The organism is Catenulispora rubra, assembly GCF_015356825.1.
GTDB classification, from domain to species: Bacteria; Actinomycetota; Actinomycetes; order Streptomycetales; family Catenulisporaceae; genus Catenulispora; species Catenulispora rubra.
Genome location: NZ_JAACYW010000030.1, coordinates 41,734 through 64,516, shown reverse-complemented (window position 1 = coordinate 64,516; position 22,783 = coordinate 41,734). Strand labels below are relative to the sequence as shown.

The following is a 22,783-nucleotide window of genomic DNA, read 5'->3' as shown; positions in this document are numbered from 1 at the left end:
GGGGCGGGGGCGAGTACGGGGTGGCTTCGACGTACGCGCCGAAGCCTGATAAAGAAGAATAAGGGTCTTTATTCGGCAAGGGATCCGGGCCTTTGTCCACGACGAGGCCCGGTGAGGAGTCCGATAACACCGATGATTCCTTCCCAGATGTCACGCGGATGGGCGCCAGGGAGAGGAGGGGACGCGGCAGACTGACGGCAGAGCTCACGCCCGCCCACTGCAGCCCGCAGTAGGTGGCCGGACGAGAGCCGGTTGGTCTCAGGCGCTCCCCCACGCCCTGTGGCCTGGGTCTGCGGCCCGGCCTGCGGCAATGCTCCTCCGGCCCGACAGGCCGCAACGGACACGGGGCGGTCAACATTCGAGTCTTGGCCGGATGCCGGCCCGATTGGCCAGAAGCCGGCCACCCGCCGCGGTGGTGATGTGCGGTTTTGGTCTGCCGAATAACGATCTGGATCGAATCGCCCTGCGGATCAGCCTACGATGTGGTGTGTCTCAGGGCGATGGGGAACCTCAAATCGCTGATATACGCCTCACGGCGGTGGGGATGTCGAGGTCTTCGACCGGAGTCGCAGCGCCATCAGCACCGACATCGCCTCAGGGGACGTCGAGGCCACCTCATCCAATCCCATCGACCACGCCGCTGCCCGCGGGTAGCTGCACGTCTCACTCCGGTCCAGCAACTCGCGGGCCGCGCGCCGATCAGATCGGCATACTGGGCCGGGCTCATCGCGGACTCGGAGATGAAGTCCGCGGCCAGTGCTGCGGCCAGGCGGTTCAAGTCCTCCCAGGACGTGTCCGCGAGCCGCTCGCCGAGCAGACGGACGGACTGCTCACGCGCGAACCCGGGTATTCGCAAGCGGCGTACAGGCAGCGATCCCCAGCGCGACGCGCGTGACGCAATGATCAGGTCGGCACTCGTGCTCGTGTCCATGCGCAGGGCGTCCATGAGGTCGCCGTGGTCCACGGAGAAGCAGCTGGGTGGCGGTGCGTTCCAGACGCCGAGCCAGTTCTCGGATGCCGGCTCCTTATCCATATCCATGCTGCTGTGGTTCGTGCGCTCGTCGGCGTCTGCGAACACCTCGGTGATCCGCTCGATCAGCAGTGCCACCGCGGTGTCGATCCGCCGGTGATCCATCCGGACCGCCTGCAGTTCGGCGATCCGCGCGATGTCCTCCGGGAGCTTGCGGGGATCCAGGTGCGCGATCCCGTCCAGGACCACCGGGATCACCAGCTTGCCCTGCTTCAAGGCGGCCGCGATCTCCTCGCGGACCCAGTCGCCCTCCTGGTGCAGCCGCAACCGTCCCCGGCCGTCTCGGATGTCCAGCCACCGGGGCCCGATCACCGCGACCAGGACCTCGCTCGACAAGTGGTTGCGCCATATCGTCTCGGCCCAGGGCGCCCCCGGCGGGATCGAGTCGCTGGAGCGGAAGACGGCGTCGCGGCCGAACCGCCGCCCCAGCGCGCGGAACAGCAACGCAGCGGCGTACGGGTCGTCGCCGTTGCGGAAGCTGACGAAGACCCGATTGGCCATCGTTCGCCACCCTCGAATAGGGAATCAGAGTCCGGCGACGCGGCTACCGTTTCCACGCGCCTTGCTCTCATTTGACGGACAACAGGAAACGGGCGGTCACCCATGGACACGGGACCAGCGCGGAACGCATCGTTCGGTACGGAACTGCGTCGGCTTCGCGGAGGCGCGGGACTTTCCCTGACCGACCTGGCCGCGCTCGTGCACTACAGCAGGAGCCACCTGAGCAAGGTCGAGACCGGTGCGAAGGCTCCGAGCACAGACCTGGCCCGGCGCTGCGACGCGACGCTGGGTTGCGACGGTGCGCTGGCCGCGTTGGCGCCCACGCCGTCCGCGGGCCGCGTCCGGTCCGGCGGCGGGCCGGACCACGGTGCGGCGGACCACAATGCGGCGGACCACAATGCGGCGGACTACGGCGGCGAGGTGTGGATCGTGAGTATGGGCGGCGACGCGGAGACCGGCTTCGGGACCGTGTCCCGGCGGCATCTGTTGGCCGGTGCCGTCACCGGGCTGGCGGTCCCGGATCCGCGCGGGCGCCGGCCCGCCGAGCGCGGCGCGGGCGCCCAGGCCGCCGCGGGCACCCATCAGGAGACGATCGCCTCCTTCCAGATGATGTTCGGCGAGATGCGCGGCCTGGGCCAGAAGCTGGCCCCCAAGGCCCTGATATCGGTGCTGGCCGCGCATACCCACGTTTTGCGCTCGATGGCCGGCCAGGCCCGTCCCGCCGAGCGGGACGCGGCCCTCCGGCTGGCCGGACGCTACGCCGAGTACACCGGGTGGATGGCCCAGGAGGCCGGCGACGACGTCCACGCGATGTGGTGGACGGACCGCGCCGTGGAATTCGCGGCCGCCGGCGGTGACGAGGAGATGGCGGCCTACGCCATGGTGCGGCGCGGCCTGGTCGCGCTCTACCGGCACGACGCCGCGACCACCGTCGCGCTGGCCGAGGGGGCACTCTCCCGCGCGCGCACCGCCCGGGTCAGGGGCCTGGCAGCGCAGCGCGCGGCGCAAGGCCACGCCCTCGCGGGCGACTATGAGGCTTGTTTCCGCGCGCTGGACGTGGCCGCGGAACTGTTGTCGCAAACCGACGGCAGCGGCGGCCCGGTCATCGGCACCGCGAACGTCCCGGATCCGGTCGCGATGACGACCGGCTGGTGCTGGTTCGACCTCGGACAGCCGGCCCGCGCCGCGGCGGCCCTGGGCCGCGAACTCGACCGGATCCCCTTGGGCGCGGAGCGGGCACGCTCCCGCTACGCGGCGCGGCTTGCCCTGTCCCTGGCCGGAGCCGGCGAACCGGAGCAGGCCTGCGCGGTCGCCGCGCCCGTCCTGGACGCGTGCGAGCGCCTCGACTCCGCGACGGTGCGCTCCGACCTGTGCGGACTGTCGCGGGCGCTGAACCGGTGGCACGCTCTTCCCGCCGTGCAGGACACCCGGATCCGTCTGCTGTCGGTGCTGCAGACCACGGGATGAGGCTCCTGATTCGCCTGGTCGGCAGGGCCTGCACGCGGTCTGTCCCGCAGGCTCGTGGCTGTTGTCCGGGCAATCGGCTCCGGGCAACCCCTATCTCCGGCCCCGTCCAAGGTCCAAGGTGGTGGTGTCCCGTTTTCGATGCGATGGGGGAAGGGGCTGGCATGGAGTCGCATTGAGCTCGCTGACGACTGACGGGAGGCGAAACGGGGCTCTCGGTCCGTCAGTCCGAGCCGGGGCGGGGTTTCCCGCTCCGGCTCGTGAGCCGGTGACCATGCCGACCGCCGACCGCCGACCGCCGACCGCCGACCGGTTCCCGCCGGGCCCGGCCAGGTGGGAAAGGGATCGCATCGTGTCCGTCCACGTGCTGCTGGTCGGGATCGACGACTATGGGGACTCCGCGCCGCGGCTGCACGGCTGCCTGCGCGACATCAAAGCCGCGGCGGAGTATTTCGAGCACCACGTTCCGAAGGACGACCTCCATCAGCTGTGCCTGGTCGACGGGGAGGCCACGCGCGCCGCGGTCATCGACGGGTTCCGCGACCACCTCGGGCGCGCCTGGGCCGGGGACACGGCGCTGTTCTGGTTCAGCGGGCACGGATCGCAGGCGCCGGTGCCGCCGGAACTCGCCGCGACCGAACCGACCGGGGTGATGCAGACCCTGGTCTGCGCCGACAGCCGCCGAGACGGGGTGCCGGACCTCTGTGACAAGGAAGTCGCGGTGCTCATCGGAGAGATCGTGGCTCGCGGGGCGCACGTGGTGACTGTCTTCGACTCCTGTCATTCCGACGGCGCGGACCGCGAGGCCGGCGCGGGAGCCGGCGCGAACGAGTTCGGGGACCAAGATGTCGCGCGTCTTTCCGTGCGCTGGGCGCCGGCCACCGACGTGCCGCCGTCGATGTCGGCGCTGTTGGCCGAACTCGGCATGCCCACGCCCACGCCCATGCCCATGCCCACGCCCGCGTCCGCGCCGACGTCCGTGCTCGGCGGCGGCGCGCGGTCTGCCATCGGGCTTGGAGCGAGCCCCAACTATGTCGCTCTGGCCGCCTGTCGCCGGAACCAGACCGCGCAGGAGATCCAGCTGGCTGACGGCCGCCGCGGTGTCTTCAGCCTGGCGGTCCTGAAACAGCTGGAGGGGTTGGGCCCGAGCCCGACCTACAGAGAGCTGATGACCGGTGTCCGCTGTTACGTGGAGAACCTCGTGTCGCACCAGACGCCGGTGCTGTTCCCCATCGCCGAACCGGTCGTCGACCGGGCGTTCCTGGGAGGTGCGGCGAGGCTGCCGCGGTCGTCGATGACCATGCGGTGCCTGCGCGGCGTCTGGGAGATCGACGCGGGGGCCTGCCACGGGATCGTGGCCGGACCGGCGGACGACCGGACCCGAGTCGGTGTGCCCGGCGCGGGCGGCGACGGTGCCGACTGGTCCGAGGCCGAGGTCGTCCAGGTGTGGGCGACGAAGAGCCTGGTCCGGCCGCTCGCCGGGTGGCGGCCCGATCCCGGGCGACAGTTCCAGGTCGTCGTCACGGCCGTGCCGCAGCCGCCGGCGAGCGTGGCGGTCTCGGCTGCACCGGATGCCGACGAGACTGCCAGGCTCCTTATCAATGCGCTGAACGCCGCCGGCCCGGGCGGCGGCTCGTCCCCCTACGTCCGGCTGGCAGCCTTCGGGACGGATGCCTTCGATCGCACGCCGGACGTAGTGCTCAGCGTCCCGAAGCCGAACGTCGCGCGGATTCTCGGCGCGGGTGGTGGCGAACTGGTCAATGGCGCGTACGTCGTCACCGACGCCATGAGTGCCGCCGGGGTGGTCGCGGACGTCGAGCACATCGCCCGCTGGCGCGGTGTCAAAGCCCTGGAGAACCCGTCGTCCCGCATCGCCGGCGCGATCCGGATCGAGGTGAGCACGGTCGATCCGGCCGGTCCCCGGACGGATGGCGCGTCACACGGCCCGCTGCGGACGGACCAGACCGGCTGTATCGCGCTCGAATACGCCTGGGACGGTTCGCAGTGGGTTCCGCCCGAAGTGTTCATCGCGCTGCGGAACACCAGCGAACGCCAGTTGTACTGCGTCCTTCTGGACATGACAGACCGCTTCCAGAGCCAACTCAGCTTGTTCCCCGGCGATCTCGTGGCGCCGCTTCACACGGCGTGGGCCGCCGAGGGATCACCGATCGCGTTCTCGCTGCCGCCCGGAGCGGATGTGGTCCCCGGCGCCGAGGTCGCGGACTGGCTCAAAGTCATCGTCGCCGAGGAGCCGTTCAACGCCGCACCGTTCGTCCTGCCGCGCTTGGGCGAGCCGGCGCCGGGCCGACGTGACCTCGCCGCCGGGCGGCTGCCGGCCGCGGACTGGACGACTGCGGACTGGACGACCGCCGTCCTACCTGTGGTCACCCGGGTCCCGGACACGGTGGAGTGAGCCGGGCGCCGCGCGGTCGGCGAAGGCCGCCCGGCGCGCCGCCCCGGGAGGACCCCCACTTATCAGTATTCTGTGATGCGGGAGGGGGCTCGACGATGGCGGACGGCCAGGACGCGACCAGGGACGACAAAGAGGCGCTGCTCGAGGAGTTCGCCAAGCTGCGCCACGGCTGGGGCTTGGAGGCGACCAACCTGCGCGGCCGGATCGGTCCGCAGCTCCGGCGGCTGTGCGGCGTCCGCGCGGACGCCGGCGACCGGGAGATCCGGCGGCGGGTGCTGACCGTGCTGCGGGAGCTGTCGGCGGCGTTCCCGGAGCACGACCGGCAGGCGCTGGCCTTCGCCCTCGCCACCGCACCCGGCACGCAGCTTCCGCGCCTGACCGAGCGGGTCGACATGCTCGCCCAGCGCTTCTCGTGCGCCGACCGCACCGCGCGCCGCCGCATCATCCGGGCTTTCGACCGGCTCGCCGAGGAGGCCCTGGCCCGCATCGCGGCCGGCGAAGAGACCGGCGAGGACCTCGACAAGGGCTGGTACGTGTCCCGTCTGGAGTCGCTGCTGCGCCTGGACTGCGCGACCCCCGAACTGATCGAGCGCCGCACCATCGTCTCCCGCCGCGACGGTCTGCGCCGCATCGCGATCCGCTTCAGCCTGCCGCGTCCGGACGGTGCGCAGTCCACGGGCACTCCGGTCGACGCCACGGTGGTGGCTGACGTGCAGCAGGGCGCGAGGATCGAGTCCCGGGAGCGGGAGGGCGAGGCCCACTTCCGCTTCGTGCTCACCCTGCCCAGGCCGCTGCGCCAGGGGGATCAGCACACGTACACGATGGTGTTCCGGGTGCCCGACAGCCAGCCGATGCGCCCGCACTACGCCTTCGTCCCGCTGCTGCCCTGCGACGAGTTCCAACTGCGGGTGCGGTTCGACCCCCAGCACCCGCCGGCCGCGGTCTGGCGTTTCCAGCGAGTGCCGCCGCGGGTGCTCAACGACCGGATGGTGCCGGGGGAGTCGCTGGACCTGGACGAGGCCGGCGAGGTCGTCCTGGACTTCAGCCGGCCGGAGACCGGCTTCGGATACGGGGTCGGCTGGGTGTTGTGAGGGGTCGCGCCTTCGGGGGCGTGGCGGTTGTCGGGTTGTCGGCGGTTCCTGTCCGTCAGTAGGCGAGCAGACAGGTCAGCGACCCGACGATCAGCCCCCGGAGGAGTCCGTGGAGTTCCGACAGCGTCATCGCCAAGAGCCGGCGTGGCAGCAGAAGTCCGGCGATCAGCAGCAGAAGTCCAGCGATCAGCAACAGAGGTCCCTGGTCGCGCCGGCGCCCCGGCTGGGCAGCCGCGAGTTTCGCAAGGCGCGCGGCGCCGGGCTGTTGGAGTCGGTGGCGCGGATGGACGCCTCGCTCGACGAGGCGACCCGCAGACAGCTGGCCGACCAGATCGCCGCCGGTTATGTGAACGACCACGGCGGCGCCATGCCGCTGGGCCTCATGGCCGTGTGCCGGCTGGGCCCGCCGTACGTCGACCACCGGCTCAGTCTGCTGGAGAGCATCCTCGAACACTACGGCCCGTCCGACCACGTCCCGCCGCTGTTCGCGGACGCGCGCCCGCTCGTCCGCAGCGGCGCCTACCTGTACGTGGAGATCTATTCGGACGGGCAGCTGGTGCCGGTGCGCCTGGACGGCACACCCGTCACCCCCTGACCGGGCCGAGGTGCCCGGCGCCGCCCCCAAGTCTGGACCGCCACCGGAACCAGGTTCCGGACGAGCAGAGCAGGATGACAGAGCATGGTGGATGTCGATCACGCGCTCCGGAGCTCGGTACGCGCGCTGCAAAGGGACGTCACCAACGTCCAGGAGATGACGTTCCGCGTCATCAACGACGTCGGCGTGGTCAACGGCCAGGTCGCCGCGGTGGGTGCGGCGCAGCAGCTGACCCGCGACGAGCTGGCCAACCTCACCAACGAGTTCACGACTTTCGTCCGGCGCGCGGAACGGACCGCGAACGTGCAGCGCGCCGAGACCCGGGTCGGCAATCTGGAGTCCCGGATCGAGTTCGACTTCGGCCGCTACGACAAGGTGCGGCGCACCGCGGCCGGACTCGTGCGGGCCTTCGACAGCGGCCTGGTCAAGCAGGAGAGCGTGGAGACCGCCACCGACCTGCTGATGATCGAGAACCCGAAGTACTGGCTGGCGCCCGCGGCGGTCAGCCTGGGTGCCTGGTCCGGCGGCGACAGCGTCCTGTGCGACCAGGCCATAGAGGCCGCCTACGGCCTGGCGCCCGCGCGTACCGCGCTGCTGTTCGCGCTGATCCTGCGGCGCCAGCGCCGGATGCCGTCCTCGGTGATCTGGCTGCGCCACTACCTGCGCAACCTGGATCCGATGGCGCTGTCCCGCGAGTTCGCGGTGGTGCTGGAGTCGGTGGCGCAGGGGGCCTTCGGGGCCGGCGGGCGCCAGCTCATCCACGAGAGCGTGAACGGGTGGCTGGCCAAGCTCGCCGACGACGAGGACGCGCACGCCGCGCAGGTCAAGCGCTGGCGGTTCGAGGTCGAGAGCTACCGGCCGGGCGGCGCGGCCGCCTCCTTCGAGCGGTTGAAGCAGCACAGCCCGCAGTGGCCGGAGCTGGAGGAGGTGCTGCGGGGCGCCGAGACGCACAAGCCCTTCCACGACCATTACAGCGCCCTGATCGCGGCGGAGTACCACGCCTCCGAGCGGATCGAGGACTCCGTCGACGACATCCTGGACATCTTGGTCGACGAGTTCGACACCGAGGAGCTGCCGCTGCGGCGCGAGCTGGCGTACGAGCGGGCGGTCATCGAGTTCGAGGGCGACCTCGACAGGGCGCGGGAGAAGGCCGACACGCACACCGCCGCGCTGGGGGACACCCTGGACTACCTGACCGTCCAGACCTCCGCGGCGCTGCATCCCGCCGACATCGGCGTGTCGCCCGCGACCCAGCAGGTGGCCCTGGCGTCCTGCGTGGAGTGGGTCGACCGCGCGCACTCCGGCTTCAGCATGGACTACCGGTCCAAGTACCCGGCCGAGGTGGAGGTCGAGTTCCAGGAGCAGCAGCCGATCGGGAGCTCGGTGTTCACGCTGCCACGCTGGAGCGGGAGCCTCACGAACACGCCGATGAACGAACTGGAGGGTTCGCTGGCCGCGCACTGGGACGCCGCGAGCGCCCCGCTGCTCGCCTCGCTGCGGTTCGACCTCGGCAAGGCTCTGATCAAGCCGGGCATCCTGGCCGCGATCGTCCTGGTCCTGGGTGTCGCGATCAACCCGGCGTTCGGGATCGTCGCCGCCGGGGCGCTGTTCGGGATCGCGTATCTGCGGGCCGCCGGCCGGCAGAAGGCCGCGGAGGCCCTGCGCGCCCAGGTCGAGACGACCATCAAGGGGATGAAGGCGAAGTCGCTGGAGGACCTGCGCGGCGCCGGCGCCGAGTACACCGACTACCAGACCCGCTACCGGGCGGCCGACGCCGAGGAGCCGCGAGTGCGGACCCTGATAGCGCAGTTCGCCGACCTGGGCCACGACAAGACCCCGCACGAGGGGCGCACCATGCGCGAGGAAGGGTTGAAGGCATGAGCCAGCCGATGCCGGAAGCGATGCCAGAACAGATGTCAGAACAGATGTCAGCACCCGTCGTTCCCGAGACTTCCCCGGCGCCGCCGATCGGCTGGGCGTCCGCCCCGATACCGGCTCAAGGACCGAGCACGCCGCCGGCCGAGGCTGCCGAAGCCGGCGCGGCCCAGCCCGCAGTGTCTCAGCCGCCGGTGTCCGAGCCCGCGATGTCCCAGCCCGCAGTGTCCCAGCCCATGGTGTCCGAGCCCGTCGCCGCCCCGGTGACAGGCGGCCCGAAGCACGCCGGCCCCAAAGCGCAGGACGGATCTCCCGCCGCGACGCCCTGGGGCAAGGCGGCGGGGGCGGCTGAGACGCCGTGGGCCAAGCGTCGCGGCCCGGTCAAGCCGCATGCCACGGCACGTCTGCGCAAGACCATCGAGGGCCTGCCGGACTGGGAGCCCCTGCCGCCCGGCGAGGTCTTCGTCCAGCGTGGCCGCGGGGACGGTTGACCGCCGTGCGACTGGGACGCAAGGAAGCCGAGCGCCGCGGCGGCTACACAGAGTGGGCGGAGTATCTGACCGCCTGGGGCGACGGCGGCGAGCCGGACGGGTCGGACGGGTCGGCTCTCGGGCCGCTGGACCCGAAGGACTTCGCCTCCGACACCTGGCGCCGGATCACCGACCGCTTCACCGACGCGCTGGCGCGACGTCTTGAAGGCTGGCACAAGGCGTTCGCCAAGGCCGCCGCGCACGCCGTCGGCGACGAGTTCGAGTACGGCCGCGCGCTCCAGCAGGGGCGCGACGGCCTGATCCCGGTCCTCGCGCTCGCCGGCGACCCCCGTCTGCCGGAGGAACTCCGCACCGGGCTGACCACCATGGTCGAGAGCAAGATCTCGGACATGCAGCGGCAGCTCGAACGCGACATCGAGCGCCAGCGCGACCGGGGCGACTCGGCCCGCATGGTCGAGACCCGGCTGCGCACGCTGCGCGAAAACCCGCTCACCGCCGTCGTCACCGGCGTCCGCGCGGGGGTCGTCGATCCCCGCGCCATTCCGGCCGCGGGGCTGCCGACCAAACGCGTCATCGGACGCTGACCCAAAGACATCGAGGAAGGCCATGCCCAGATACGTTGAGTGCGCCCGCGAGCTCGACAGCTACCTCTCGGCGCGCATCCCGGTCATCGCCCTGCGCAGCATCGAGCAAGCACGGGCCATCCGCCTGGTGCGCGAGCTGGCCGGCGATCCTCGGCGCGCCGCCATGCCGTTCTGGATCCACACCAGAGCGACCGGACTGCGCGACATGCGCACCCACGCCCCCGTCAACGACGACCGGTCGATCACCGGGGCGATGGACTACGCCACCACCCAGTTCACCAACCGCAGCCAGGCCAACTTCGTGTTCGTCGACCCGGACAACCTCAGCGAGGACACCCAGTTCACCCGGCACTTCGCCGAGTTGGGCCGGCTGGCCGACAGCACGGCCGGCTCCGTCATCCTCATCACCGACGGCCAGTTGTGGAGCGGCCTGCAGCGCCTGGGCATGTCCACCACGCTCGACCTGCCGGACGCCGACGAGATGTACGCGACCATCAGCGACTTCCTGACCGACAACGCCAGCACCGTCGACATCGGCTGGAGCGAGCAGGACGCGCAGCGCGCCGCGAACTTCCTGGTCGGCGCCACCAGCGCCGAGGGGGTCAACCTGATGGCGACGCTGGCCGCGGACGGCAAGCTGGAGCCTTCTGACGTGGTCCGGCTGGCCCAGCTCAAGGACCGGATCTTCAGCGATCTCGCCGGGCTGGAGCGCATCGAGCTGAAGGAGGCCGACTACTCGGTCGGCGGACTGCAGAACCTCCGGGCCTGGCTGGAGCGCAAGCGGCAGTGGATGTTCGCCGACGCCCGCAACAAGGCGCTGCGACCGCCGCGCGGTGTGCTGCTGGTCGGCGTCCCCGGCTGTGGCAAGTCGCTGTCCGCCAAGGCCATCGCCGCGCAGTGGGAGCTGCCGCTGTACCGGCTGGACCTGAGCAGCATCATGGGTCAGTACGTCGGCCAGTCCGAGGGCCGGCTCCGCGACGCGCTGGAGACCGCCGACCGGATCGCGCCGTGCGTGCTCTGGCTCGACGAGATCGAGAAAGGCCTGTCCGGCCAGAACGACAGCACCGGCGTGACCCGGCGGCTGATCGGGCAGTTCCTGTTCTGGCTCCAGGAGTCCAAGGCCCGGGTGTTCCTCGTGGCCACCTCCAACGACATCAGCAGCCTGCCGCCGGAGCTCCTGCGCAAGGGCCGCTTCGACGAGATCTTCTTCGTCGACCTGCCCGACGACGACGACCGCGCCGACATCATCCGGCTGTACCACCGGCGTCTGATCGGCGGCGAGCCCGACGAGCGGCTGGTCAAGGAGCTGGTGGTGCTGTCGGCCGGGTTCGCCGGCTCGGACATCGAGGCCGCGCTGCACGAGGTCGGCGTCGCGGTCGAGCTGCCGGACGGCGACGCCGTGGACGAGGACTTCATCAAGGCCAACTTCACCAACACGATGCCGCTGAGCCGCACCAACCCCGAGCAGATCGAGGACATCCGCACCTGGGGCCGGGAGCGTGCGGTCCCGGCCGGGAAGTCCAGTCCGCCGCTGCCCGCCGTCGTCGCCGGCGCCGGGCGCCGCGTCATCACGCTGGGCGGCTGACATGGCCGGTCCGCCTTGGGCGCAGCGCGGATCCCGGGGGAACCCCGGGTCCCAGCGAGTCGTCCGCCCGTCGAGCGGAGGTGCCGGTGCGCCTCCGTCTTCCGGCGGGGGTCCGGTGCGCCCGGTCGGCCCGGGTCCGTCGAGCCCGTCAAGCCCGTCAAGCCCTTCGAGCCCCTCGATTCCGTCAGGAGCGGCCCACGCGGGTGCGATCCGAAGGCCGGGCGGCGGCGCACCCTCGACCCGGGTCCCGCGCGGGGCGCTCGCCGGCACCGTCCGCGGCGCCGTCGTGGTGGAGATCGTGCGCCGCCGCTTCTCCGGACCACGGATCCTCGCTGTGGCCTGCCTGGCCGCGATCATCGGCGCCCCGGTGCTCGCGGCCCGGGGCCACGGCCCCGGGGTCCGGAACTGGCTTGTGGCCACCGAGGGCTACGCCGCGGTGCTCCTGGCGGGTCTGGGCGGCAGTGCGCGCCGCCGGGGTACCACCCTCGGCGACCTGGCGGACTCGGCGCTGGTCTTCCTGCCGCGGCGCCCGGGTGCTCCGCGCAGGCGGCGGCCCGAGTTCTCCACGGAGCTCCACCGCTTCCGGGTCGAGACGATCCTCGGCGCCACCCACGCTTGCACCCTGCTCGGCCGCCTGACCGGGGGACAGCTCAAGGACGGGGACTTCGTGCACGTCTTCGGGCGGCGATCCCGCTCCGGAGAACTGGCCATGAATCGGATCGAGGTGCTCAGTTCGGCGAACGGCATCCGGATGTCCGGTCTCACCGCGGAACGGCGCGGCGAATTCGCGTTGGCGCGCCGGGTGGACCGGTTGGCTGTGGGCGCGACGCTGGTCCTGGCCGCGGGCTTCGCCGTCGGCGCGGCCCTGGTGGCGGGGTGAGGGCCGATGAGCCGCACCTTGCCTGACCGCGGGCGCAGCCCGGCGGAGATAGACGCCGATGTCCAGCATCTTCAGGAGGGGATCCGCAGGGCCGCGACAGCGGTGGAGGCCGCGGACCCCGACGGGCCCGGCCCGAACCGCGAGGACTACCACGAGGCCGTGGCAGCGGTGACGCGGGCGACGCGGGACCTCGTCGACTACGAGGCCCACATCCCCGAGCTCGAGCGCCGCCACCGGATCCACCTCGCCGTCCGCACAGCGCGTCGGGCCTACGCCGGCGTCATCGCCGTCGGCGCCGGGTTGTGCGCCGTCGGGGCGGCCGGTGTGGTCACGCTGTGGTGGATCGCGCTGGCCGTGCCGCTGCTGTTCGGCGGCATCGCCGCGGTGCCCGGCACGGCGGCGCGCGCGGCCGGACCGGGCTTCCGTCCCCGGGTCGGCGCGGGGATGTTCGCGCTGGCCGCCGGCGTCGCCGTGCTGACCTGCGCGCACGTCCTGACCGGCTGGGCGTCTCCGGTGGCGCCGCTGGCCGTGGTCGTCGGCCTGTGGGCCTTCCGCGTGTTCGCCGGGCCGGCACCGGTCGCGACTGCATGATCCATGGGAGAGCACTGATGAACCGCTCGGAGTCCGAGCCTCCGGCATCGGCCGGGGCCGCCACGATCGGCGAGGGGAAGAACCCCGACAAAGCTCTGCGGCGGTTGGCCGCGCGCGTCGACTGGCTCGAAGAGCGGCTGCGCGCGTCGGGCGGTGTCCCGGTGGCCGACCTGGAACCCGCCGTCGAGCACTGGGAAGACCTGGCCGACGCCGTCCAGGCCGGCCGCGACGCCGAGGAGAGCCTGCTCGACGCGCGGGTGCGGGACCAGCTGACCGCCGACGTCGAGGAGTTCGCCGTGCTTGAGGCCGACCGCGACCGCGCGGCGCAGGCCGTGCTGTCGATCAGCACCGAGCTCCAGTCCTCCGGCCGCGGTGATCTTCGGCACCAGCACAACGCGCAGCTGTTCACCGCGGCAGAGCAACGCCTCGCCGAGGCGAGCGCCCTGGCCGCCGGTCGCGCGCGGGCGGCCCAGTCGGCGCGGGCCCGGCTGGCGGAGGACGCCGAGCGCGGTGCGAGTCAGGGCCCGGTGATCGACGCCGGACGCGAGGCGCTGCAGGAGCTGGACTCGCTGCTGCACGAGGTGCTTGAGGTCGAGGTCAAGCGCGGAGCGGTGATGCCCGCGTGGTTCTGCGCGGAGTTCGGGCACGCCCCGGGACGAGCGGATTCCGCGGAATGGCTGGACGCGGCGGTGGGTGTGCTGAGCTATCGGCTCGTGTACGAGGTCGATGATCAGCGGATCGCCTTGGGCGCGGAGCCGGCTGCGGGCCCTTTGCGGCATGCGTTTGACGAGTACTGGCGGTTGCGGTCGCTGGTGAACAGGCTCGACTGACCGCGCCGTTCCTACCCGTCGGGGCCGGCCACCTATCCGGCAAGAACCTATCCGGCAAGAGGACCGAAACGCTCAGCGAGCGTGCCGTCCGCTCCGGACGGCCGATGGGCCCGGTCGAGCAGCCGGCCGAATTCGGCCGTCGCGGCCGTCGCGGCCGGGTCGTCCCGCAGGGCTTCGGCATGACTGAGAACGTCGTGCATGAGCCCCACCACGGCGGCGTACGGCTCGGCATCACCTACGACGCTCATGAGGCGCCCGACCTTGACCAGCGCGTCGTGGCTGCTCGCCGGTCCGGCACCGGCCACCGCGACCATCGCGACCACCGTGTCCACCGCCTCGAACGCCGCCAAGACCTGCGGCCAGTCCGGGACCGGCACCGGATCGGAGCCCGCGGCCCGGAGCAGGTTCCTGAGCCGGGAACGCTGGCGCGGATCCAGCAGCGGCGGCTGCGCGCTCGTCGCCGAGGTCCGGACCGCAGCCCGCATCAGCACCGCCGCCAGGCGGGACAGGCCGGGCACGTCCCAAGGCAGCGACTCGAAGCCGGTGAGGGCCTGCTCCAGATCGCCCGGCGCGCCGCCGTGGTCCTCGTAGCGCACGACCGCCGTCCAGGTCCGGACGAATCGCCACAACCGCGTTTCGATCGGCCCGGCGAGGACGGGTCCCGCGCCGCCGTCGAGGATCGCGGAGATCGGGTCGTCCGGTGGCGTCGTCGTCATTGTGTGCTCCCGTCAGGATCCTGTCGTGCGGGCCGATCGGCGGTCACCGGCCGGAGTGGATGAAAGCGGCCCACGCCGCGACCGGCGGCTGCTGCGCCCGCAGGTTCTCGCGGAGCTGCTGGGGCATGGTGTCCGGCGGTGTGCGGTCGTGCAGCATCCAGAGTTGGGCCGCGCGCAGAGCATCAGCCGGCGGAAGGCCTTCGTGGCGCAGGTAGTGGTGGACCATGAACATCAGCACTGAGGTGTCGGCGTCGGGGACGGCCCATTGGCTGCTGACGACGGACCGGGCGCCGTGCGCCAGGAAGGCGGTGGCCAGGCTGAAGACCTCGTCGTAGCCACGCCCGGACTCCGCGCTGCCGCACGCCGCCAGCACGGCGAGTGCCAGGTCCCGGGGGCGTCCGTGCGACAGGGAGCCCACCAGCTCCTCGGCGGCGAGGCGTTCGCCGTCGGCGAGCAGGAAGTAGGAGCTGTCGCCGGACAGGGTGGCCGCCCGCACCACGCCGTGGCAGGCGAGGTGCACCACCGGCCCGCCGTCCGGGTCGGCGAGCCAGGCCAGGACGTCGGGCTTCCGCCCGGCACCCGCGGCCGCGGCTGTCCCGTCGGCTTCCCGGCCGACGTAGCGCGCTCGGGGATAGAAGACCTCTTTGACGGCGAGCGCTTCGGCGCGCGCCGCCGGCAGGTCCGAGGCCGCACCGCGGGTGTCGGGGTCACCGACGAACAGTCCGGAGTCGGTGAGCGGGACGGCGCCGCGCGCCGCGACGTCGCAGAGCAGCCGAGCCGAGGGCGCGTAGGAGATCACGGCTCGCTCGATGACATACGTCTCGCGGCCTCCGGTGCGATCGCGCGCGGCGTGCCAGGGGACCCGAGTGAGTTCTCGCATCGGCACGACGACCAGGCGGACCGGACGGTCGGCGGAGCGGTCCGGCCACAACGCCAGCAGCGGGCGCATGGCGGCGTTCCAAGCCCAGTCGCAGACGTCGTCGACGGCGGCGGCGCGCGCGGGCCGGGACTGGTCGCGGGTTCTCGGGCCTGCTCCTTCCGCGGCCTCAGCCGCGTCGCGCGACTCGTGGGCCGGGACCTGTACTCCCATCCCGTCGAAGGCGCTGGAGGCCACATAGTCGTCGAAATCGGCCAGTGCCTTCCAGTTCAGCCCCGGCAGGAACAGTTGGTCGGCGGGACCGTCCGCGGGCACGATGACGCAGGCTCCGGACTGCTCGTCTCCGGGCAAGAGGTAGACCAGCGCGTCGACGTCCAGCGTCCGGAGCGCGGCGCGGATCTCGTGGATGCTCGGCGGGTCCAACAGCCGGGTGGTGGCCGATCCCGGCGAGCCGATCGGGAAGCCGCGGTCGTCCAGGGCGATGCCGGCCAGGGCGCTGATCACCCGGCGGCGCAGACCACCGGAGATCAGCGCTTCGTCGGCGGTCAGGTGTGCGTGGTCCCATTCTGCGGCGAGCTCTTCATTGCCCTGAGCAAGCAGCCGATCCTTCAGCGTCCGGGTTTCCACGGACGCGAAGACCGCCTGGGTCCGTCCGGATTCCATCGCGTGTACCGCGGATTCCGTGTCGTGGTCGGCCAGACACCAGCGAGCCACATCGAGCGCGGTGTCGGCGGCGGACCGGGCTGCCGAGTGCATGGCCTCGACGTCGTGCTGCAGCAGCACGTCCCACAGCAGGCCGCGGAGCCCGTCGAGCGCGGTCGACCGACCGAGCGCCGTGCGACCGGCCAGGCGGTAGGCGAACGCGAGCGGCATCGCGGCATTCGTCCACAGGTATTGGCTCGTCGCACCGGCGCGTGCTTGGCAGTCTTCCAGCAGCCTGATGCCCTCGCGGAGGTCTTGAGGCTCGCGGCGCTGTTCGAAGCGCCTGATGGCCGCGCCGCCAGCGCCGAGCAGGTAGGCCGGGAGACGGCGGTCGTCGGGGGAGGCGTCGGCCAGGACCTGCCGCAGATTTGTCACCGCGTGGTCCACGGCTTCGGGGGTGTCCTGGCTGAGGAACGCTATGGCGAGGTTGAAGCGGTGCAGGACTCTTTCGGAGGGACCCAGTCCCGGGCGGTCCGCCGCGGCTTCCATGACCTTGAGCATGTCGTCGGGCAAGGGCTTCGCGAACCGGGCTGCGGGTTCCCAGGGTTTGGCCTGCGCGGCTTCGCCTTCGTTCAGCATCGAGGCGAACGGGCCGAGGGCCGCGATGCAGCGGTCGACCGACTGCCGGCTCGGGCTGTCGGCTGGCAGCTGTTCCGCAGCAGCCTCCAGCTTCTTGAGACCGGCCGCCATGGCACGGATGTCGCTGCGCAACATCGCCGACTGAAGTGTCTGGAGTATCCGGAAGACGGGGAGACTCGCGTCGATTCCCGCTTTCACGGCCGGGCCGGTTCCGTCCTGATCGGGAAGGCTGTCGGCGAACTCTGCGACCCGACGCGCGAAGTCCTCGGAACCCTCGGCGGCGGGCGCACTCGATCGATCCGATTCCTCAAGCCGCCGCTGCCAGTCCAGTCCTTGCCGCAGGGAGTCGATCATGGTGGCGTAAGGCTGCGCCGTGCCGACCACCTTCGCCAGCCGCTCGACTTCGGCCAGCGCCTCGCGCAGCTGGAATCCCGCCCGGCCGTGCATCGACGCGTCGATGACGTCCCGGACCCGGATGACCGCGGAGGCGTACGGCCAGTCGGGCAGCGGCGGAGGCGCCGCGTCCACGATGTCCGCGAGCGCCACCAACCGGGCGACGGTGTCCGTGGCGTCGTAAGGGATTCCGTGTCGCAGGGTACTGACGGCGATCATCGCCGCCAGCATGGGCCGCTCCGGCAGGCCTGAAGGCAGGGCGTCGAAGTCCGCGAGCGCCGCGCCCAGATCCTCGGAGGCATGAGTGTGAGCCTCGAACCTCGCCAGCGAAAGCCAAGCCTTGGCGAACCGCCAGGACACCGCGTCCCGCGCACCGAGCGTCTCCAGCTCGGCAGCCGTCCGCTCGATCATCGCCGTGAGCACTGCACGGGGATCCGCGGCAGTCATCGCCCCACCCCCTGTCTCCACCGTTCGGTCCTACCGATTAGGTCCCGGGACGTCGGTATGTCGGTACGGGAGGTACTGACGGACAAAGTCCGGTCCGTCAGTACGCAGCGAGGGGATTCGACGGACGAACGGGAGCACGTGATGACGAGCGGCGATCAGCACCCCGGGAGCGGCCGGCTCCGCGGCGCCGTCGTGGTGGCCAGGTGCCAACGGACGACGTCGGCGACGTTCGGCATCCGGCTCTACCACGACGGCAGCTCGACGTGGTCGGCCACCTGGGCCTTCGCGATCGACCCGGCGCGCGCGGACCGGGAGGGGTACACGAGCACGGCGTTGTCGGGGCGGTTCGCCGTGGACCCGGCCTATCCGGGTTGTCCCAGCTGCGGTGGCACTTCCTTCGTCCTGTGCAGCAGTTGCCGGCGGGTGGGCTGTTGGCCGGGCTCCGGCCACTGGACGTGCCCGTTCTGCGGCGTCGGCGGCATGCCCGCGGGCGCCATGACCTCGTTGACCGTGACGAACGACTGAGACCGACGTCGGTCGCGGATCCACGACACCTGTCCGTCAGGAACGCGGTGTGACAGCGCTGATGGACACCGACGCGGTCGCGCGGGAACTGCGCGACCTGAGCAGCAAGAGTCTGACCGCCGGTGCCGGCGCCGTCGTCTCGCTGCTCGCGGACGACTTGGAGCAGGACGGTGCGCGCCTCGAGCAGTGGACGGCCGTGGACCTGGTCGGAACGCTCGCGCGCGACGAGAACATCGACACCGGCAAGCTGGCGGCCGCAGCTGCGGCCCGGCCCGGCCGGCGGTCCCGATGGCACCGGTGGCACCGGATCTCCTCCCGGCTCCGGTTGCCGTGGCTGATCTCCAAGCCGCCGTTGAGGTGGGTCTTCCGCGGCGGCAACCGGGAACGGACCGTCGACGCGGTCCTCGGGGTCCTGGTCTTCGTCCCGTTGCTGGTGACCTGGTTCGGTCTGGCGCGGGCCTCGGCTGCCTACAGCCGCCTGGCGACCACGGAGCCCGACAAGGCGACCGAGCCCTTCCTGCAGCTGTGGGAGCGCGGGTTCGACGGGAACCTGAGCCCTTGGCTCCGCTTCGGGAACGTCGCCTCGACCGCGGTGTTGTTCATCGGCCTCCTGCTGGTGACGTCGGCATACCACGCGATGGCCCGGCACCGTTCCCAGACCGCGGCCGACCAGCAGCAGGCCGAGATCGCGGTGCGTACCGGCGAACTGGCGCTGGTCCTGGTAAGGGCGCAGGTTGTGGTGAACGCGCACCGGGCCGTCACGCCGGCCGACTTCACCGCCGCACTCGGCGACTCCGCGAAGCGGCTGCGCGGCATGTTGAAGAACGCGGCCGAGATCGAGGGCCGCGCGGTCGACGCCCTGGAGCGCACCGAGCACCTGACGGCGGGTCTCGACGAGGCGGCCACCCGGCTGACCACGGCCTCGGACCGGACGGCGGCGGCGTCGACCGCCGCCGAGCAGCGCGTGCTGCACGGCGTCGACCTGCTCCAGAAGGCTCAGGACCAGACCGGCACCATGGTCGGCGACATGGTCCGGATGAGCACCGAGGCGCTGCGGACGGCGCACGAGGAGGCCGAGACCGTGGTGCGGGACGTCGTCAGCCGGGGTACCGCCGCGGTCGGCGACCTGGTGCGGCAGGGCACGGAGGGCTTCACCGCCCTGCAGACCGCCGGACTGGCCGCCGTCGAGAGCAGTGTGAGTCAGAACCGTGAGGTGGTCCGCAGCGGCGTGTCCGATCTGCGCAAGAGCCAGGAGGCCGTGGTCGCCGCGGTCGAGACGACGCGCACGACCATGGCGGACGCCGCGGCCCGGAACACCGAGGCGGTCGGCGGCGTCGGCGACCGGGTCGAGGACGCCGGCGGCAAGGTCGCTCAGGCGCTTCAGCGGCTCGCGAAGATCCAGCAGGACGTGAACGACCGGACCGAGCTCGCCGTGGCCGCCGCCGACGAGGTGGTCAAGTCCCTGACGGCCGTGGTGGACGAGACCAGGATGTCGATCGTCCAGCTCGGGCGGGTCGTGGGCCACTGGGACGCCGCGGCCGCGCACTGGGAGAACGCGGCGGAGGCCGTCGAGGCCGGTACCCGCGCCGACTTCGGACGCCGCCGGCTCCCGGCGGTGCCGGAACAGTCCGCGAACAGGCCGGGCCAATGAAGCGGCTTCGGGCGGTCCCGCGCGAGCGCACCCTGGTCGCCCTGGTGGGCTGGCTCTTCGCGGACCTGATGCTGGTCATCATGATCGTCGCCCTGGGCAGCCAGAAGGATCCCGAACTGGCCGTCAAAGCCCAGCCGAAGCCGACAGCGACACCCACGCCGACGCACTCCACCCCCACGACCTCCACGCCTTCGTCGAAGCCGTCGCCGAGCCCGACCACGAGTACGGCGCGGGTCGGCCCCCAGTCGGTGGACAAGGCCCCGGTGCAGTTCACAGTTGACGATTCCGGCGGGACGCCCCAGCTGACCACCGAGTTGAAGAACCAGCTCAAGCCCTACCACGGGCGCCACGCAGGGTTCGTCCTGACCTTCGGCTGGGGACCCGACCCGCAGGCCGACACGGCCTACGCCACGAGCATCGACCACCTGCTGACGACGATCGATCCGGCCATGTTCCCGTCCGACACGGTGCTGCGTCCCTTTGTGGACCTGGACCACGCGAACACCGGGACCGCCGAGATCCAGATCTACTTCTACACGACGGCCGTCCAGTGACCTCCGACGCTGCCCGTTCCGCCCCCGATCCGCCGAGCCCGGGGGCGCCACGGTTCCCCGGAGTGCCCGGCTACCCCGCGCTCGCCGAGGGCTTGAAGGACCTCAAACTCCGCCACCTCGCCGATCTGCTCGCCTCGTCCGCACCGTTCCTGGCCGAGACGGACGGTACCGGCCGTCCCCGGTTCCGCCTGCTCGACGGTTTCTGGCTGGCCCGCAAGGGCGGCCGGTGGCAGCGGGTCGACGGCGAGGCCATCAGGGAACTGCGTCCCGCGGTCCTGAAGCGCTTCAAGAAGGACGAGGCCCGGGCCGACGCTCTGCTCGGCGTCCTGGAGGCGATCGCCGGCCGCGACGAGGGCCCCGCTTTGCTCCGGCATGCCCTGATCTACCAGGTCATCATGGCGGCGCACACCGCCGCCGGCGACCCCGCGGCGGTGACGGACCAGCACCTGAAGGTGCTCGGAGTGCACAGCGACGAGGCGGCCGCCGCGGCCCGACTCGCCCGGGCCGCGGTCCCCCTCGGGCAACTCGCCGCTGCGGCCGCCGAGGAACTGCTCGACGCGGTCGAAGCGCACCGGCTCGGCCGGGCCCGGGTCCTGGTCTCCCGGCTGCCGCCGGGGCACGGCGACTGGCGCCTCGCGGAACTCTGCGGTGCCGTTGAGCGCGACGCGGCCGGGGCGGACGGACTGTTCGCCGAGGCGGAGCGGCATGAGGACGCTGGCCGGCTCGCCGAGGCCATGGACTGCCTGGTGCGCGGCATCGCGCTGATGGCCGACGACCACCGGCGGGGCCGGGACGCTCTGGTGCGGGTGGCGGTCCGGCAGGCGGAACGGGCTCTGGCCGACGGGATGCGCACCGCGCTCCGGCTCGCACCCGTCGGCGACGGTGTCCGAATCCTGCGACCGCAAAGCGCGGCCGGCGGTCCCGGCGGCGGTCCCGGCGGCGGCTGGGCCGGGGACTCGACCGACGCGACGTTCACGCTCCTGCGCGTGGCGGGTCACCGGGACGCCGGCCAGGTGGTGCTGGACCGGACAGGCCTGACAGACCCGGTGGTGGACACCGCTGTGGAATTCGGGCGGACGGTCCGGTACGTCGCGATCCCGATGCGCGGGGGATCGATCGCGGGCGCGGCGCTGGCCAGCGGTCCGCTGCGGTACGCCCCGGAGATCGACGCGCCGTTGGTCACCGAAAGACCGGACGGCATCCGGATGACGTGGCGGCCGCCGCCGCGGGCGGTGGAGGTCGAAGCGGTTCGGGCGACTGACGGCGAACAGGACTCCGGTGGCCCCGTGGCCCGGAGCCACGCCGATGACCGCGGGGCCGATGACCGCGGGGCCGGCGGCGCTGCGGCGGCCTCCGGACCCGGCCCTTCGATGGTGGTCTGGACCGAGGGCCTCGACGACCCCGATGTGCGGCCGGGACGCTACGCGTACACGGTCCGCTGCGGCTACCCCTTGGCCGGTTCGCCGGATCTGGTGTGGTCCGAAGGGGTGACCATTCCGGTGCTGGCCGAGGAGTGGCCCCTGCCGGTGCCGTCACTCGACGTCGAAGCGGCGGACGGCGATCACTCCGTGCTCGTACGGTGGAAACCGCCACTGATCGGCACTGACCGCGTGGTGCTGTGGCCCTTCGGCCCGGCCGATCCGGGCTCGGACATCAGCGGCCTGATCCGCCGGGTCCCGGCCGGCCTGGCTCTGCGATCCGGACCGGACTCGCGACGGAGCGCCGAGACGGCCGTGCGGCCCGGCACGACCTTGCACATCATGGCGGTGTCGGAGTTGCAGGACCGGGCGGTGGCCGGCGCGAGCGCCCTCGTCCAGGTCCTAGAGGCGCCGACCGACCTGTGCGTCGAGCGGAACGGCACACCGGGCGAAGCGCTGGTGCGCTTCTCGTGGCCGGACCCGGCGGTGCTGGTCGCGATCGAGTGGGAGACCGATGCCGGGTTCCGTCGCGAGTACGTCGCACAGAGCGGTTTCCCGACCGGTGGCTACCGGATCGCCGTGGGGCGAGCGGCTTGCGAGGTGACGGTGCGGCCTTGCGGCCGGCCGGACGCGGCCCTGACTTTCGGCGCGGCCGCGGTCGCCGCGCTGCCTGAGCTGCCTGAGCCGGCCCCGCCGGGGTCGGTCGGGGAAGTCGAGCCGGAGCCGGACGACGAGCCTGACAATGAGCCCGATGCGCAGGCGGCGCCGGCGCGGCGTCGGCGGAAGTGGTGGGCGCCGTGGACGTGGTTCCGGCTGAGGTTCACCAGGCGCCGGAGCGGCGCAGGCGAGCAGAAGTGAGGCCGAGGGCTGGCTTCGGTAAGCGGCTCGGGCACGATCGGGTCAGGTAGCGCGTCGGACGACGCGGTGCGGCTGCGGCCGGAATTGTGCGCCCCTGCGAGGCCATCATCGTGCACGGCGATGATCTTCGGCG

18 protein-coding genes are annotated in these 22,783 nt (G+C 72.0%); 15 read left to right on the top strand and 3 right to left on the bottom strand.

The annotated features are described in order from the left end of the window. Nucleotides 1–577: 577 nt before the first annotated feature. Entirely contained in the window at nucleotides 578–1,531 is a 954-nt protein-coding gene (locus tag GWK61_RS11615; RefSeq protein ID WP_194908306.1) for a toll/interleukin-1 receptor domain-containing protein, read from the bottom strand. Between the two features lie 102 nt (nucleotides 1,532–1,633). Here GWK61_RS11615 and GWK61_RS11610 point away from each other — a divergent pair, with 102 nt between their 5' ends. The 11 genes from GWK61_RS11610 (at nucleotide 1,634) to GWK61_RS11560 (ending at nucleotide 13,930) form a co-directional block, all read left to right on the top strand. Then, nucleotides 1,634–2,998 (top strand): helix-turn-helix domain-containing protein, encoded by a 1,365-nt coding sequence (locus GWK61_RS11610; RefSeq protein ID WP_194908304.1) that lies wholly within the window; start codon nucleotides 1,634–1,636, stop codon nucleotides 2,996–2,998. A gap of 349 nt (nucleotides 2,999–3,347) precedes the next feature. After that, on the top strand, nucleotides 3,348–5,408 hold the full coding sequence (locus GWK61_RS11605) for a caspase family protein (RefSeq protein ID WP_194908302.1): 2,061 nt from the start codon (nucleotides 3,348–3,350) through the stop codon (nucleotides 5,406–5,408). Nucleotides 5,409–5,503: 95 nt separating this feature from the next. Next, the gene (locus tag GWK61_RS11600; RefSeq protein WP_228562139.1) at nucleotides 5,504–6,499 is read left to right on the top strand and encodes a hypothetical protein; all 996 of its coding nucleotides are present in this window, start codon (nucleotides 5,504–5,506) and stop codon (nucleotides 6,497–6,499) included. Nucleotides 6,500–6,608: 109 nt separating this feature from the next. Continuing rightward, nucleotides 6,609–7,094: a hypothetical protein gene (locus tag GWK61_RS11595; protein WP_228562138.1), complete on the top strand. Its 486-nt coding sequence runs from the start codon at nucleotides 6,609–6,611 to the stop codon at nucleotides 7,092–7,094. Between the two features lie 84 nt (nucleotides 7,095–7,178). Then, on the top strand, nucleotides 7,179–8,975 hold the full coding sequence (locus tag GWK61_RS11590) for a hypothetical protein (protein ID WP_194908300.1): 1,797 nt from the start codon (nucleotides 7,179–7,181) through the stop codon (nucleotides 8,973–8,975). A gap of 44 nt (nucleotides 8,976–9,019) precedes the next feature. Then, on the top strand, nucleotides 9,020–9,460 hold the full coding sequence (locus tag GWK61_RS11585; protein WP_194908297.1) for a hypothetical protein: 441 nt from the start codon (nucleotides 9,020–9,022) through the stop codon (nucleotides 9,458–9,460). A 5-nt stretch (nucleotides 9,461–9,465) separates the two neighbouring features. Next, nucleotides 9,466–10,044: a hypothetical protein gene (locus GWK61_RS11580; RefSeq protein WP_194908295.1), complete on the top strand. Its 579-nt coding sequence runs from the start codon at nucleotides 9,466–9,468 to the stop codon at nucleotides 10,042–10,044. A 22-nt stretch (nucleotides 10,045–10,066) separates the two neighbouring features. Beyond that, complete coding sequence (locus GWK61_RS11575) at nucleotides 10,067–11,629, top strand: AAA family ATPase (protein WP_194908293.1); 1,563 nt, start codon at nucleotides 10,067–10,069, stop codon at nucleotides 11,627–11,629. Between the two features lie 286 nt (nucleotides 11,630–11,915). Next, nucleotides 11,916–12,509 carry a hypothetical protein gene (locus GWK61_RS11570; RefSeq protein WP_194908282.1) on the top strand — a complete coding sequence of 198 codons (594 nt, stop codon included), beginning with the start codon at nucleotides 11,916–11,918 and terminating at the stop codon, nucleotides 12,507–12,509. Between the two features lie 6 nt (nucleotides 12,510–12,515). Continuing rightward, nucleotides 12,516–13,100, top strand: a complete 585-nt coding sequence (locus GWK61_RS11565; protein ID WP_194908280.1) for a hypothetical protein — start codon at nucleotides 12,516–12,518, stop codon at nucleotides 13,098–13,100. Nucleotides 13,101–13,117: 17 nt separating this feature from the next. Next, nucleotides 13,118–13,930 (top strand): hypothetical protein, encoded by an 813-nt coding sequence (locus tag GWK61_RS11560; RefSeq protein ID WP_194908278.1) that lies wholly within the window; start codon nucleotides 13,118–13,120, stop codon nucleotides 13,928–13,930. Between the two features lie 47 nt (nucleotides 13,931–13,977). On the opposite strand, the gene GWK61_RS11555 is transcribed toward GWK61_RS11560, so the two are convergent. Both GWK61_RS11555 and GWK61_RS11550 read right to left on the bottom strand, forming a co-directional pair. Next, complete coding sequence (locus GWK61_RS11555; protein ID WP_194908276.1) at nucleotides 13,978–14,646, bottom strand: hypothetical protein; 669 nt, start codon at nucleotides 14,644–14,646, stop codon at nucleotides 13,978–13,980. A 43-nt stretch (nucleotides 14,647–14,689) separates the two neighbouring features. After that, the gene (locus GWK61_RS11550; protein WP_194908274.1) at nucleotides 14,690–17,644 is read right to left on the bottom strand and encodes a CHAT domain-containing protein; all 2,955 of its coding nucleotides are present in this window, start codon (nucleotides 17,642–17,644) and stop codon (nucleotides 14,690–14,692) included. 141 nt (nucleotides 17,645–17,785) lie between these two features. Between GWK61_RS11550 and GWK61_RS11545 the strand changes: the two genes are divergently transcribed. The 4 genes from GWK61_RS11545 to GWK61_RS11530 all read left to right on the top strand — a co-directional run bounded on the left by GWK61_RS11545 (nucleotide 17,786) and on the right by GWK61_RS11530 (nucleotide 22,650). Next, nucleotides 17,786–18,169 (top strand): hypothetical protein, encoded by a 384-nt coding sequence (locus GWK61_RS11545; protein ID WP_194908272.1) that lies wholly within the window; start codon nucleotides 17,786–17,788, stop codon nucleotides 18,167–18,169. A 49-nt stretch (nucleotides 18,170–18,218) separates the two neighbouring features. Further along, on the top strand, nucleotides 18,219–19,820 hold the full coding sequence (locus tag GWK61_RS11540) for a methyl-accepting chemotaxis protein (RefSeq protein WP_194908270.1): 1,602 nt from the start codon (nucleotides 18,219–18,221) through the stop codon (nucleotides 19,818–19,820). Further along, entirely contained in the window at nucleotides 19,817–20,374 is a 558-nt protein-coding gene (locus tag GWK61_RS11535; protein ID WP_194908269.1) for a hypothetical protein, read from the top strand. The genes GWK61_RS11540 and GWK61_RS11535 overlap by 4 nt, the downstream gene beginning before the upstream one ends. Before the next feature lie 62 nt (nucleotides 20,375–20,436). Continuing rightward, nucleotides 20,437–22,650, top strand: a complete 2,214-nt coding sequence (locus GWK61_RS11530; RefSeq protein WP_194908267.1) for a hypothetical protein — start codon at nucleotides 20,437–20,439, stop codon at nucleotides 22,648–22,650. Nucleotides 22,651–22,783 lie beyond the last annotated feature (133 nt).

Coding starts and splice junctions, on each gene's coding strand:
- GWK61_RS11615 (WP_194908306.1), bottom strand. CDS start 1,531: ATGGCCAATCGGGTCTTCGTCAGCTTCCGCAACGGCGACGACCCGTAC.
- GWK61_RS11610 (WP_194908304.1), top strand. CDS start 1,634: ATGGACACGGGACCAGCGCGGAACGCATCGTTCGGTACGGAACTGCGT.
- GWK61_RS11600 (WP_228562139.1), top strand. CDS start 5,504: ATGGCGGACGGCCAGGACGCGACCAGGGACGACAAAGAGGCGCTGCTC.
- GWK61_RS11590 (WP_194908300.1), top strand. CDS start 7,179: ATGGTGGATGTCGATCACGCGCTCCGGAGCTCGGTACGCGCGCTGCAA.
- GWK61_RS11585 (WP_194908297.1), top strand. CDS start 9,020: ATGTCAGCACCCGTCGTTCCCGAGACTTCCCCGGCGCCGCCGATCGGC.
- GWK61_RS11575 (WP_194908293.1), top strand. CDS start 10,067: ATGCCCAGATACGTTGAGTGCGCCCGCGAGCTCGACAGCTACCTCTCG.
- GWK61_RS11565 (WP_194908280.1), top strand. CDS start 12,516: ATGAGCCGCACCTTGCCTGACCGCGGGCGCAGCCCGGCGGAGATAGAC.
- GWK61_RS11560 (WP_194908278.1), top strand. CDS start 13,118: ATGAACCGCTCGGAGTCCGAGCCTCCGGCATCGGCCGGGGCCGCCACG.
- GWK61_RS11555 (WP_194908276.1), bottom strand. CDS start 14,646: ATGACGACGACGCCACCGGACGACCCGATCTCCGCGATCCTCGACGGC.
- GWK61_RS11550 (WP_194908274.1), bottom strand. CDS start 17,644: ATGACTGCCGCGGATCCCCGTGCAGTGCTCACGGCGATGATCGAGCGG.
- GWK61_RS11545 (WP_194908272.1), top strand. CDS start 17,786: ATGACGAGCGGCGATCAGCACCCCGGGAGCGGCCGGCTCCGCGGCGCC.
- GWK61_RS11535 (WP_194908269.1), top strand. CDS start 19,817: ATGAAGCGGCTTCGGGCGGTCCCGCGCGAGCGCACCCTGGTCGCCCTG.